The following is a 12221-nucleotide window of genomic DNA, read 5'->3' on the forward strand; positions in this document are numbered from 1 at the left end:
GTATCCTTGAGGCAATCTTCTCTGAAGGAGCGCCATGCTGTTCGTCGTCTCGCTGCTGTTGTTCCTGGCCGGGATGGCCGCCATGGGCATCGCCTTCTCGCTCGACACCATCTGGTCGGCCCTGCCCGCCATCTCGTTCATCGGCGGCATCCTGCTGATCTCGCTGGCGATGGCCCTTCCGATCCACGTCAAGGCGAAGTAACCACAGACATCCACGAAGGCCCCGTCGAGTCCGCTCGGCGGGGCCTTCGGAGTGTCTGACCTTCAGTCGAGCTGAAGGTTCTCCCCGAACGGCTCCTCGTGCAGGCCGCGGAGGGCGGCGGTGAGCTCCGGGACGCCGGAACTCAGGATCCCGTCGAGTCGGGCGAGCTGCGCGTCCGCCTCCTCCAGTGCACGCTCCCCTGCCGGGGTGACCGTGAGGTCGGATGCGGCGCCGGCGTGCGCCGTGCCGTCCTTCACGAGCCCGTCGACCACGAGCGAGCGCACCGCGGTGTGCGCGGTCTGCACGGTGATCTGCGAGCGCCGCGCGAGTTCGGAGAAGGAGATCCCGGGCGTCGCCTTGATGTGCGCGAGCAGCGCGTACTTGCGCGTGGTCAGGCCGATGCGCTTCAGCGCCGCCGCCAGCTGCCCCTCCCAGACGCCGGAGACGGTCAACAGCGAGATGACCGGGCTGAACGGTGGCCGACGGGTGCCTGCCGGACGTGCCGCCTCGTGCTCCATCACCCCATCGTATCGACGGGGGCGCTCAGCGCCCGAGCGCCGCGGCGACGACCTCGGCGATCCGCGGCGGCACCGTCTCGTCCTGCAGCGACGTGGTGTCGCCGAGGGGGCGCCCGTCGACGATGTCGACGAGCAGGCGCCGCATGATCTTGCCGCTGCGGGTCTTCGGCAGATCGGGCACGAGGAAGACGTGCTTGGGCTGGGCGACCGGGCCGATCACCTCGCGCACGTGGCGGCGGAGGGCCGCCGCATCCGCATCCCCGGTCACGAACGCGGCGATCGCCTGCCCCGTGACGGCGTCGGTGACCCCGACGACCGCTGCCTCGCCGACCGCCGGGTGGGCCACGAGCGCGGACTCGATCTCGATCGTGGACAGCCGGTGGCCGGAGACGTTGATGACGTCGTCGACCCGGCCGAGCACCCACACGTCACCGTCGGCGTCGAGCTTCGCGCCGTCGCCGGCGAGGAAGTAGCCCTGCTCGGCGAAGCGCTTCCAGTAGGAGTCGCGGTAGCGCTCGGGGTTCCCCCACACGGTCCGCGACATGCCCGGCCAGGTGCCGGCGACGACGAGGAGGCCGCCGCCACCGGGACCGACCTCGCGGCCCTCCGCGTCGACGACCTTGATGGACAGTCCCGGCAGGGCGGTGAGCGCCGAGCCGGGCTTCAGCGTGGAGACGCCCGGGAGGGGCGCGGCGATGGACGCACCGGTCTCGGACTGCCACCAGGTGTCCACGATCGGGCACTCGCCGCGGCCGAGGTTCGCGTGGAACCACACCCACGCCTCGGGGTTGATCGCCTCCCCCACCGTGCCGAGCAGGCGCAGCGTGGACAGGTCGTACCGGGCGGGCGGGCCGTCGGGGAACCGGCTCATGAGCGAGCGGATGAGGGTGGGCGCCGTGTAGTAGGTCGTGACGCCGTAGCGCTCGATGATCTCGAAGTGCCGTTCCCACGTCGGGGTGTCGGGCGTGCCCTCGTAGATGACGCTCGTCATGCCGTTCAGGAGCGGGCCGTAGGTCTCGTAGCTGTGCGCGGTGACCCAGGCGAGGTCGGCGGTGCACCAGTAGACGTCGGTCTCGGGCTTCGCGTCGAACACCGCCCAGTAGCTCCACGCGACGTGGGTGAGCCAGCCGCCGGTGGTGTGGACGAGGCCCTTCGGCTTCCCGGTGGTGCCGCTCGTGTAGATGATGAACAGCGGCGTCTCGGCGTCGAAGAACTCCGGCTCGTGCACGTCGGGGGCGACGTCGACGGTGTCGTGCCACCAGACGTCGCGGCCCTCGGTCCAGGCGATGTCCGAGCCCGTGCGCCGGATCACCAGCACGTGCTCGATCGTGTCGACACCCTCGACGGCGGCGTCGGCCTGCGCCTTCACCGGCACGGCGGTACCGCGGCGGAACTGCCCGTCGGTGGTGACGAGCAGCTTGGCGCCGGTGTCCTCGACGCGGAACCGCACCGCATCCGCGGAGAAGCCGCCGAAGACGAGCGAGTGGATGGCGCCGATGCGGGCGGCGGCGAGCTGGATGATGATCGTCTCGAGCAGCACGGGCAGGTACACGACGATGCGGTCGCCCTTGCCGATGCCGAGGGCGAGCAGGGCGTTCGCGGCCTTCGCCACCTCGCGCTGCAGCTCGGCGTACGTGAGGGTGCGGCGGTCGCCCGGCTCCCCCTCGAAGTGGAACGCGACCCGGTCGCCGTGGCCGGCGGCGACGTGCCGGTCGACGGCGTTGACCGACGCGTTGAGCGTGCCGCCCTCGAACCACGTGGCCCGCGGGATGGACTCGCCGTCGGTGGGCGCCCAGGTGTGCGCGGTGTGCCACGGCTCGTGCCAGTCCAGCACCTCGGCGGCGCGGTGGGTCCAGAAGGCCTCGGGGTCGGCGCCGGCGCGCTGGATCCATTCGCGCTCGATCCACGCGGGCGTCACGTTGGCCTGCGCCGCGAACGCCGGCGGCGGCGGGAAGGCGCGCCGTTCGTCGAGGAGGCTGTGGATGGTGTCGTCGTGCGCGATCGTGCTCATGGGGTTTCCGTGTCCGGGGGCGTGGTGCTCCCAGCATCCGTTCCCGCGCCGCCCGCGCAAAAACGGGTGACGCACTGTGACGCTCAGCGCCCGCGCTGCCGCCCCGGGTGCTGCGCCGCGGCTGCACCGGATCAGGTGATTCGGCGGGATCAGGTGGTTCGGGCGCCGCATCCGCCTGCATCCGCCGAATCACCTGTCCCGGTTCGGGATGCGGCGGCGGCCAGCGCCCCGCGCGAGTACCGTGAACAGGTGGATTTCCCCTTCGATGCGCTGCGCCGGTCCCCCGATGTCGAGGGGCCCGGCCTCGTCGCCTCGGATGCGGCCGACCGGCTGCTCCTGGACGAGTCGCTCGACGCGCGCACGCTCGCAGGCCCTGGCGAGCTGGTCGTCATCGGCGACGGCTACGGCGCGCTGACCCTCGCGGCGGCCCACGCCGGCGCCCGCGACATCCGGGTCCATCAGGACCCGCTGACCGGCGAGCGCGCGCTGGCACGGAACGCCGCCGCGCTCGGACTCACCGACGCGTTCACCTCGTCACCGCTGTCGGCCGGGCTCGTGCAGGACGCGCGGCTCGTCCTGCTCCGCCTCCCCCGCTCGCTCGACGCGCTCGACGACGTCGCCGGGCTCGTCGCCGCGTATGCCGCATCCGACGCGGTCGTGTACGCCGGCGGCCGGATCAAGCACATGACCCTCGCGATGAACGACGTGCTCCGGCGCCACTTCGGCCGGGTCGATGTCACGCACGCACGACAGAAGTCCCGCGTGCTCATCGCGTCCGACCCGCAGGAGGGTGCGGAGCCGCGGCCCCGCCGCGCCGAGGTCGACGGCATCACGGTGTGCGCGTACGGCGGGGTGTTCGCGGGCGCCGGCATCGACATCGGCACCCGGATGCTGCTCGCGAACCTGCCCGCCCAGGTCCCGGCCGACGGGCCCCTGGTCGACTATGCCTGCGGCACGGGTGTCGTGGCGACGGCGTTGGCGCTCCGGCATCCGGGACGCGCGGTGCACGCGTCGGATCAGTCTGCGGCGGCGGTCGCGTCGGCACAGGCCACCGCGGCGGCGAACCACGTGGACGACCGGGTGCGGGTGGTCCGCGACGACCTCCTCGGGAGCCTGCACGACGGCAGCGCGGCGTTCATCGCCTTGAACCCGCCGTTCCACTCCGGCGCGGCGGTGACCGATTCGGTGGCGCCGCGGATGTTCGAGGACGCCGCGCGCGTGCTCCGCGAGGGCGGCGAGCTGTGGACGGTGTGGAACTCGCACCTGCGCTACCGGCCGCTGCTGGAGCGGATCGTCGGCCCGACGCGGCAGGTCGCCCGCGACGCGAAGTTCACGGTGACCGCGTCGGTGCGCCGGGCCTGAGACGGAGACCGCCCCCGGCGCTTCTGGAGGAAAGGCCGGGGGCGGTGTGGGGGAATCCGTTGCAAGACCGATGCCATCACGTCGGCGGATGCCGCCGCGTCCCCCAAACGGGTGGTCCGTCACTCTATGAGAGAAGTCTCATGACAGGATCGGGCTTCGGCGTCGCGCCAGGAGTGCTGCGGCTCGTAGCCGAGGAGCCGGCGCGCCTTGTCGATCGAGAGCAACGTCGTGTGCTCGCCCAGGTCGCCGCGGGTCTCGACGCCGGGGAACACCTCGGCGACCAGCTCGGCGTTGGGCCGGGTCATGACGGTGTCGGCGGCCGCGATGATGAAGGTGTCGAAGCCCGCGGCCGCGTGCTCGAGCGCGCGCTGCACCGCCTGGGCACCGTCGCGCGCGTCGAGGTAGCCCCACAGGTTCCACTTGCGGGTGCGGGCGTCCGCGTCGAACGGGAAGTCGGCGTAGTCCTCGGGCACCATGACGTTCGAGAACCGCAGCGCCGTGATCGACAGCGCCGGGTTCCACCGCACGAGCTCCCGCGCGAGCTGCTCCTCGAGGGTCTTCACCAGCGAGTACACCGACTCGGGCCGCGGCGCGTACGCCTCGTCGACGGGGATGTACGGCGGCGGCACGTCGAAGGGCAGCCCCAGCACGGTCTCGCTCGACGCGTACACGATCTTCTCGATGCCGAGGCGGGTGGCGGCCCAGAAGACGTTGAACGTGCTCGTCATGTTGTTGTGGAACGTGGCGACGTCCGAGCGGATGCCGGGCGCCGGGATGGCCGCGAGGTGCACGAGTGCGTCGACGCCGTCGTGCTGGTCGTTCACCCCCGCGAGTGCGTCGACGACCTGGCCGTAGTCGGTCAGGTCGACCTGCACGAACCCGGGACCCCGGGTGCCGTGGATGTCCAGGCCGATGACGTCGTGGCCGGCGGCGCGCAGCTCGCGCGCGACCACCGAACCCAGCTTGCCGGACGAACCGGTGAGGGCGAGCTTCATGGGGGTGTCCTTCTCGGTCGGCTCGAACCGCGATCGTCGATCGCGGCGGCGCGGGTCGAGTGTAGCCGCGGCCGGTGACGCCGAGGCCGCACTCGGCGCGCCGGTGGAGCGCCACTACGATGCGGAGCATGCCGCTGCTGCGATCCGTGGTCCTCCCGGCGCTCGGCGCGGTCACCGTGCTGGTCGCGGCGGGGCGGCCGCTCCGGCTGCTGGGCGGCGACGCCCCACGCGAGGACGCGGTCGTGCGCGCCCTCCAGCGCATGACGGGGCACCTCCCGGACGAGGATGTCGGCACCGTCGGCGACGCCTCGCGTCCACGGCGCGAGCCCGTCGACCGGGTGACCGCGCCGCTCTCCTGGTACTCGGGTGTGCCGCAGACCATCGCGAACGGTGCGATCTGGTGCGGCGTCACCTGGGTGCTGACGCGACGGCCGCGTTCGGCGATCGCCCCCGCTGCGGCACTCGCCCTCGAGACCGCGTGCTTCACCTGCGCCGCCGCGCTCGTGGGGCGCCCGAGACCCCTCGGCGTCTGGCGGCCCGAACGGCCGCACGCGACGTCGTCGTTCCCGTCCGGGCACACGGCGGCCGCGTTCGCGCTGCACGGCACGCTCGCCGACCTCCTCGAGCGCCACGGGGTCGGCGGGGCACGGGGTTTCGGCCCCGTCCTGCGATTCGTCCTTCCCGGCGCGATCGCGTTCTCCCGGGTGTTCCGCGGTCAGCACCACCTCTCCGACACGGTGGCGGGCGCCGTGCTCGGACGCTGGAGCGCCGCCGTGGTGCGGCGCGGGCTCCTGGCATCCGAGTGAGCGGAGGCCGCCCGCGGTGTGAAAGCCGGGTGAGCCTTCGGGTGAGGTGCGGGAGGAGCAGCCGGGCGATTTCTCGACGACGCCCGGCAACCGCCTCGGCACGCGCCCTAGTCTCGCGGCCATGACGCACCGTCGGTGCGGGACCGGCGCACGGTGAGAACCGAGAGAGGACACTGACACGATGTGCACACGAGTTGTTTGGCCCGACGCGAACGGGACGGTCATCGTCGGCCGGAACATGGACTTCCACATGGATCTCCTCACCAACCTCTGGAAGCTCCCCCGCGGCGTCGAGCGCACCGACGGCGCCAACGGCACGCTCACGTGGCAGGCGAAGTACGGCAGCATCGTCGCGACCGCGTTCGACCTCATCGCCACCGACGGCATGAACGAGGAGGGGTTCGCCGGCCACATCCTCTGGCTCGCCGAGTCGGACTACGGCAAGCCGGACGCCGACGCCGTACAGCTCAGCCAGGCCGTCTGGCTGCAGTACTACCTCGACAACTTCGCCACCGTCGCGGAGGCCGTCGCGTGGACCGAGTCCACACAGGTGCAGATCGCGCAGCTGTTCGACCCGACCGGACACCTCGTGCCGACGCTGCACCTCGCCATCGACGACGCCACCGGTGACTCGGCGATCATCGAGTACACCGACGGCAAGCCGAAGGTGTACCACGGGCGGGAGTACCAGGTGATGACGAACTCCCCCACCTTCGACAAGCAGCTCGAGCTGGTGAAGCAGATCGACGGCCTCGGCGGCGACAAGCCGCTCCCCGGTTCGACGCTGGCCAGCGACCGGTTCGCCCGCGCGTCCTACTACGTCACGCACCAGGTGCAGCCGAAGACGCAGATCGACGCGATGTCGGCCATGTTCAGCATCATCCGCAACGCCGCCCAGCCGTTCCGCACCCCCGAGCCCGGCAAGCCCGACGCCTCGCAGACCATCTGGCAGGTCGTCCTCGACCTCACCAACAAGCGGTACGCATTCGAGTCGACCACCCGGCCGAACATCGTCTGGGTCGACCTGGACGAGCTGGACTTCTCCGAAGGCGCCACGGTGCAGAAGCTCGACCTCATCGGACGCCTCGCCCTCGAGGGCGGCCTCGTCGGCAACGCCGGCACGGAGTTCCGCGACGAGAGCAAGCTGCTCCACGCCTTCCGGACCACCGGCGTCGACGCCCTGGAATGGGTCGCCCGCGAGCAGGACGAGTTCACCGCCGTGAAGGAGGCCGTGCAGAAGGCCGTCGGCCACAAGAAGCAGGCGAGCTGACAGGCTGAGGAGCGCGCCGGCGGCCCCGTAGGATCGCTCCGACCCGCCACCCGGGAAGGAGACCCCGATGTCCCGTCGCCTCACCGCGACCGCGTTGCTGCTGGTCGCGCTCCTCGCAGGCTGCACACCGGCGCCGGCGGCCGACACCGCGGCGCCGGCGGAATCCGCCTCCGCATCCGTCTCCGCCTCCCCCGAGACGCTGCCCGAGGGGTTCGTGCACGTCGCCGACGCGGTCCCCGACGCCGTCCAGGAGATCCGGTACGCGAGCACGTACAACTTCGTCGGCGAGCGCATCGACGGGTACGACGTGCCGACCGCGATCCTCAGCGTGGAGGCCGCGGCGGCGCTCCGCGAGGCGGCCGAGGCGCTTGCCGCGCAGGGGTATGTGCTGAAGGTCTTCGACGCGTACCGCCCGCAGCGCGCCGTCGACCATTTCGTCCGGTGGGCGTCCGATCCCGGCGACGAGCGGATGAAGCAGGCGTTCTACCCGGAGGTCGACACCAGCCGGCTGTTCGCCGACGGGTACATCGCCGAGCAGTCGGGGCACTCGCGCGGCAGCACGGTCGACGTCACGCTCGTCGACGCCGCCACCGGCCGCGAGGTGCGGATGGGCACGCCGTTCGACTTCTTCGGCCCGCCCTCGCACCACGGCGCGGGCGCCGCCGAGGGGATCGATGCGGATGCGGCCGCGAACCGCCTCATCCTGCTCGACGCGATGACCGCCGCCGGCTTCGTGCCGTTGCCCGAGGAGTGGTGGCACTACCGGCTCGAGGACGAACCGCATCCCGACACGTACTTCGACTTCCCGGTGCGCTGAGGTCGCGCGCCCAGCGTGCACGCTGACCGGGGCGTCAGAACGGTGCGAGGTCGGCGTCGTCCGGGAGGAACCGTACGCCTGGGGCGGGAACGTCGTCGGGCGTGATGTCGCCGAGTGGCGAGGTCCATTCCAGGCGGCCCTCGCCGATGTGGCGCACGGTCCAGCCGGCGAATTGCTTCATGGAGTGGTGCCGCTGGCAGAGCATCTGGCAGTTGTCGAGGGTGGTGGGGCCGCCGAGGGCGTGGTCGATGATGTGGTCGGCTTCGCAGTTCTTGGCGGGGACCCGGCATCCGGGCCATCGACATCGTCGGTCGCGTGCCCGGAGGCGGTTGCGCAGTGGACCTTGCGCGAATCGGGTGTCGGTGTCGAGCACTGCGCCGGTGATCGGGTGGGTGAGCACGCGGATCCAGGCCTCGTCGGTGGCGCCGGCGATGGCGCGGGCCGTGTCGGCGTCGATGGGGATCATCCCGTCGAGTTCGGCGGGTTGTTCGTCGAGGCCCATCAGGGTGAGTGCCGAGACGACGACCTGCACCTTGGCGCGGATGGCACCGAGCGCACCGTGACCGTCGCCCGTCTTCGTCGGGTCGAGGGTGGGCCGGCCGGTGAGGACCATGTCCATGAGCAGGTCGGCCCGGAGTTGGTCCATCGTGCGGGTGTCGGATGCGACGAGCGCGTCCATGCAGCCGCACTCGCTGCCTTGGCAGTCCGGTGGACATACGTCGCCGGGTGCCTGCGCGGACTCGTCGCGCACGGCACGTGCCCGCATCCGGTCACGCGCCTGCGTTCGTGCGTCGACGGTGGCGACGGCTTGCCGGGTGAGCCGGTCGTACGCGGCTTCGATCTTCACGACGGTGTCGATGATGGTGAGTCCGCCCATCCCGTCGCGGGTGCGGAACGTTGAAACGGTGCGAGTCTGCACCGCTTCGGCGTGGCGTTCGGTGAGGGTGCGCGGATGCAGCCGCTGCGCGAGCTGCTCGAGCTCGCCGCGCAGCCGCCCCGGAACCTCTTGCTCGCACCGGTTCAGCGCTGCCGCCTCGAACCGCTCTCGTGTCTCGAGCGGGAGTCCGGTTCCGATGTCGGTGACCAGCAGCGTGTGCGCGCGGGTGATGTCGCCGCGTTCCCACGCCGCGAAGGTCGCCGGGAACTCCTCGACCAGCGTGACCGCGTCGCTGATGCGCCGCTGGACCGCGCGATCGGTGCTGCCGACCGCGCCGGCGATCTCTGCTGCGATGCTGCGGAGCGTCATGTCGCGACGTTTGACCGATGCGCTGACCCCGGCGTTCATCGACGTCGCGAGCGCATACGCCTTCGCGTGCGCGCGGGCGAGCCTCGCCTGCGCGGCTTCGACCTCGGCCTGCGCCGCCTGCACGTCGTGGACGATCTCAGCGAGTGTGGAGCGGTCTCCGTCACTGAATCCGACAACGCCGTTCGAATACATGCTCCAAGGCTAGCGACAGCCTCCGACATTCAGTTCGAACATATTGGCCCTCTGCGCATCGCGCTGCGAGCGAGAGTTTTCGGTTCACCATGCCTCTCCCTTCTCCCGCTCGAATTCGGTCAGCGGGTTCCATCGCTGGCCTGACATGTCGACGAAGAAGGGCATCAGCCAGTCGCCGAGCACCAAGAACGCACGGAGATCCAGCCGCTGCAATCGAGTTCGCCCCGACACGTGTTCCACGACCAACCCGGATTCGCGCAGGCAGCGAAGGTGGTGCGACGCCGTGAACCGGTTGACTTCGATCGCGGCGGCGATGTCGGAGATCGCCATGCCCCGGGGACGCGCTGCACGGGCCGCCACCATGACCTCGAGGATCTCTCGACGAAGCCCGTTCGCGAGGGCGGAGAACAGCGCGTCGAGGTCAGCGTCCATCTCGACTGACACCGCTCCGGGTTCAGCGGAACCGGATCCGGATCGGCAGCGCGGCCACGGCCGCCGCCGCGGCATCCTGCGCATCCGACGAGGCGAGCGTGATCTCGATGGCGAGCGCACCGTCGTCCGACACTGCGTCGACGGAGGCGACCCCCGCCACCTCGGCGAGTGCGTCGGCGTACGCCGCTTGCGCTTCACGCGCCCGCAGCGGGACCTTGTGCGGTTTGCCGACCGCAGTGACCGGGATCGCGTCGATGACGACGACACGCTTGGGCACTGCGGCGGGTTCGCCGACGTGGTCCTTGGCCCAGCGGACAAGGTCGTCCTCCGTGACCGCAACTGTCTCGCTCAGCGAGACGTAGACGACGGGGAGCTCGCCGGCATACGCGTCGGGGCGGCCGACCGCGGCGGCGCCCGTGACGGCGGGATGGGCGAGCATCGCATCCTCGATCGGTCCGGGATCGATGTTGTGGCCGCCGCGGATGATGATGTCGCTTGAGCGTCCGACGAGGGAGATGAACCCGTCTTCGTCGATCGTCGCAAGATCGCCGGTATTCAGCCATCCGCCGTCGACTTTCCCGAGCCCGTCGAGCATGAACCCACCGTCGTTCCGACCGACGACGTACCCGGGGAAGACCGTCGGTCCTTGCACGAGGAGCGTGCCCACCTGTCCGATCGGGGCATCCGACCACCCGCCGGCGTCATCGGCGATGGCGACGCGGACGCGTAGATACGGCATCGGGGTGCCGACGGCGCCTCGCCGGGTGGACTCCGGCAACGAGATCAGGGTCGCGCACGTTGCTTCGGTGAGGCCGTACCCCTGCAGCAGCTCGACACCGGTCCGCTCCTTGAATGCATGCTCGACCGCGACGGGCAGTGGCGCCGCGCCGACGATGGGGGCTTTCAGGCTGCTGATGTCGGCGGTGACGGGGATCGCGGCGAGCGCCTGGTACACGGTCGGCACCGCGCTCATTCCGGTGATGCGGAACCGCTCGATCAGGCGCCAGAGATTGCCGAGCAGGTGCGGGTCGCGATAGCCGAGGGGTGGTGCCCACACCACCCGCATCCCGCGCAGCAGCGGGCCGAGCACGGTGACGATGAGGGCGTTCACGTGGAAGAGGGGCAGCGCTGCGAGGAAGGTCGCGCCGTGATGGAAGAAGGACGGCGCCGTGACCATCCAGGCGTTTGCGACCTCATTCGCATGGGTGTGCGCGGCGAGCTTCGGCGCGCCGGTCGTTCCACCGGTGTGGAAGAACGAGGCGAGGTCGTTCGCGGACGGCGGGATGCCGTCGAAGCGATCGCTCGGCAGCCTCGACGCCGCGAGGAACAGGTCGGAGACCTCGACACCGCCCACCTCCCCCAGGTCGGTTGCCGATGATGCCGCGTCGACGAGCGAGGAGCGGAGCGCGAACAGCGTGGTGATCGTCGGTGAGGTGGCGGCCAGCGTCTTGGCCTTCTCCCACAGGTCACCGTCGAGGTCGGGGCCGGCTGCGATCAGGACGCTCGACCCGGTGGTGTCCATGAGCCGCCGGATGTGCTCTGTGCTGAGGCCGGGGTTGATCGGCGCGACGATGCCGGCGGCCTGCGAAGCGAGCGTCGCGACGATGAGTTCGTAGCAGTTCGAGGACATGAGCGTCACCGCATCCGTGCGTGCGACGCCGCTGCTGCGCAGGAGGTTCGCGACGCGGGTGACGTCACTCGCGAGTTCCGCGAACGTCGCCGAGCGGTGCTGCTCGGGATGTGCGGCGTCACCGAGGATGACGACGGCCTCCGTGTCCGGCCACTCCGCTGCGGCCCGGGTCAGTGCATCCCAGGTCGTTGCCGGCACACCGCGATCGCCGTAGTCGATCGCGGTGATCTCCTGGACGTCGGCCGGATGCAGGTATCGCTCGGGCCAGATCGGCGTCGTCGCCGATCCACCCTTGAGGTGAGGGGTGGTCGTGGTGGAGTTCATACTCTTCTCCTTCGAAGATCCGCCGGGTGTGCGGTCGCCCGGCCCTCCCGCACATGGATCGCAAGGGCACAGGATCCATGTGCAGGAGCGGCGGGCAGGTCGCTCGGGTGGCGCGGACCGGGCTGCGTCAGTGCAGCCCGTCAGAGTGCTTCGATGCGCGCCTTGAGATCGGCGACCGTCTCCGCCGGGAGCTCTGCGGACGCCAGGTTGATCACAGCCGCGGCGGGCATGCCCTTCACAAGCCCGATCATCGGCTTGTTGGGCAGATCGGGGACGAGCTCGAGGATGATCGCGCTCGCCTCCGGGTCGTTGAGCAGTTGTCGCAGCGTCGTCTTCTTCAGGTCGAACCTTCCGGCCATGAGGGCCTCCTTCGGTGATGGTGATGAACGGCGAATGGTGTTGGTGATGGGTGGGAA

12 protein-coding genes are annotated in these 12221 nt (G+C 70.7%); 5 read left to right on the top strand and 7 right to left on the bottom strand.

Going from position 1 to position 12221, the window contains the following annotated elements; translation table 11 throughout:
* Nucleotides 1–34: 34 nt before the first annotated feature.
* The gene (locus tag ACWAUO_RS00100) at nt 35–202 is read left to right on the top strand and encodes a hypothetical protein (protein WP_460772050.1); all 168 of its coding nucleotides are present in this window, start codon (nt 35–37) and stop codon (nt 200–202) included.
* 62 nt (nt 203–264) lie between these two features.
* Here the strand turns inward: ACWAUO_RS00100 and ACWAUO_RS00105 are convergent, their stop codons facing one another.
* On the bottom strand, nt 265–720 hold the full coding sequence (locus ACWAUO_RS00105; RefSeq protein ID WP_460772052.1) for a MarR family winged helix-turn-helix transcriptional regulator: 456 nt from the start codon (nt 718–720) through the stop codon (nt 265–267).
* 25 nt (nt 721–745) lie between these two features.
* Nucleotides 746–2731: an acetate--CoA ligase gene (acs, locus tag ACWAUO_RS00110; RefSeq protein WP_460772053.1), complete on the bottom strand. Its 1986-nt coding sequence runs from the start codon at nt 2729–2731 to the stop codon at nt 746–748.
* Between the two features lie 249 nt (nt 2732–2980).
* Here acs and ACWAUO_RS00115 point away from each other — a divergent pair, with 249 nt between their 5' ends.
* Nucleotides 2981–4093: a class I SAM-dependent methyltransferase gene (locus ACWAUO_RS00115; protein ID WP_460772055.1), complete on the top strand. Its 1113-nt coding sequence runs from the start codon at nt 2981–2983 to the stop codon at nt 4091–4093.
* A 119-nt stretch (nt 4094–4212) separates the two neighbouring features.
* Here the strand turns inward: ACWAUO_RS00115 and ACWAUO_RS00120 are convergent, their stop codons facing one another.
* Nucleotides 4213–5088: an NAD-dependent epimerase/dehydratase family protein gene (locus tag ACWAUO_RS00120; protein ID WP_460772057.1), complete on the bottom strand. Its 876-nt coding sequence runs from the start codon at nt 5086–5088 to the stop codon at nt 4213–4215.
* Between the two features lie 128 nt (nt 5089–5216).
* Between ACWAUO_RS00120 and ACWAUO_RS00125 the strand changes: the two genes are divergently transcribed.
* From ACWAUO_RS00125 to ACWAUO_RS00135, 3 genes are all read left to right on the top strand, one after another.
* Complete coding sequence (locus tag ACWAUO_RS00125) at nt 5217–5894, top strand: phosphatase PAP2 family protein (RefSeq protein ID WP_460772059.1); 678 nt, start codon at nt 5217–5219, stop codon at nt 5892–5894.
* A 181-nt stretch (nt 5895–6075) separates the two neighbouring features.
* Complete coding sequence (locus tag ACWAUO_RS00130; RefSeq protein WP_460772061.1) at nt 6076–7164, top strand: linear amide C-N hydrolase; 1089 nt, start codon at nt 6076–6078, stop codon at nt 7162–7164.
* Nucleotides 7165–7231: 67 nt separating this feature from the next.
* On the top strand, nt 7232–7981 hold the full coding sequence (locus tag ACWAUO_RS00135; RefSeq protein WP_460772062.1) for a M15 family metallopeptidase: 750 nt from the start codon (nt 7232–7234) through the stop codon (nt 7979–7981).
* Between the two features lie 34 nt (nt 7982–8015).
* Here the strand turns inward: ACWAUO_RS00135 and ACWAUO_RS00140 are convergent, their stop codons facing one another.
* The 4 genes from ACWAUO_RS00140 to ACWAUO_RS00155 all read right to left on the bottom strand — a co-directional run bounded on the left by ACWAUO_RS00140 (nt 8016) and on the right by ACWAUO_RS00155 (nt 12164).
* Entirely contained in the window at nt 8016–9419 is a 1404-nt protein-coding gene (locus tag ACWAUO_RS00140) for an HNH endonuclease signature motif containing protein (RefSeq protein WP_460772064.1), read from the bottom strand.
* Between the two features lie 84 nt (nt 9420–9503).
* Nucleotides 9504–9851: an ArsR/SmtB family transcription factor gene (locus tag ACWAUO_RS00145; RefSeq protein ID WP_460772066.1), complete on the bottom strand. Its 348-nt coding sequence runs from the start codon at nt 9849–9851 to the stop codon at nt 9504–9506.
* Nucleotides 9852–9873: 22 nt separating this feature from the next.
* Nucleotides 9874–11805 (bottom strand): acyl-CoA synthetase, encoded by a 1932-nt coding sequence (locus tag ACWAUO_RS00150; RefSeq protein WP_460772068.1) that lies wholly within the window; start codon nt 11803–11805, stop codon nt 9874–9876.
* 140 nt (nt 11806–11945) lie between these two features.
* Entirely contained in the window at nt 11946–12164 is a 219-nt protein-coding gene (locus tag ACWAUO_RS00155) for a hypothetical protein (RefSeq protein ID WP_460772070.1), read from the bottom strand.
* Nucleotides 12165–12221 lie beyond the last annotated feature (57 nt).

This window comes from Microbacterium sp. GXF7504, assembly GCF_054798235.1.

Coding starts and splice junctions, on each gene's coding strand:
- ACWAUO_RS00100 (WP_460772050.1), top strand. CDS start 35: ATGCTGTTCGTCGTCTCGCTGCTGTTGTTCCTGGCCGGGATGGCCGCC.
- ACWAUO_RS00105 (WP_460772052.1), bottom strand. CDS start 720: ATGGAGCACGAGGCGGCACGTCCGGCAGGCACCCGTCGGCCACCGTTC.
- ACWAUO_RS00140 (WP_460772064.1), bottom strand. CDS start 9,419: ATGTATTCGAACGGCGTTGTCGGATTCAGTGACGGAGACCGCTCCACA.
- ACWAUO_RS00130 (WP_460772061.1), top strand. CDS start 6,076: ATGTGCACACGAGTTGTTTGGCCCGACGCGAACGGGACGGTCATCGTC.
- ACWAUO_RS00135 (WP_460772062.1), top strand. CDS start 7,232: ATGTCCCGTCGCCTCACCGCGACCGCGTTGCTGCTGGTCGCGCTCCTC.
- acs (WP_460772053.1), bottom strand. CDS start 2,731: ATGAGCACGATCGCGCACGACGACACCATCCACAGCCTCCTCGACGAA.
- ACWAUO_RS00145 (WP_460772066.1), bottom strand. CDS start 9,851: ATGGACGCTGACCTCGACGCGCTGTTCTCCGCCCTCGCGAACGGGCTT.
- ACWAUO_RS00155 (WP_460772070.1), bottom strand. CDS start 12,164: ATGGCCGGAAGGTTCGACCTGAAGAAGACGACGCTGCGACAACTGCTC.
- ACWAUO_RS00125 (WP_460772059.1), top strand. CDS start 5,217: ATGCCGCTGCTGCGATCCGTGGTCCTCCCGGCGCTCGGCGCGGTCACC.
- ACWAUO_RS00120 (WP_460772057.1), bottom strand. CDS start 5,088: ATGAAGCTCGCCCTCACCGGTTCGTCCGGCAAGCTGGGTTCGGTGGTC.
- ACWAUO_RS00150 (WP_460772068.1), bottom strand. CDS start 11,805: ATGAACTCCACCACGACCACCCCTCACCTCAAGGGTGGATCGGCGACG.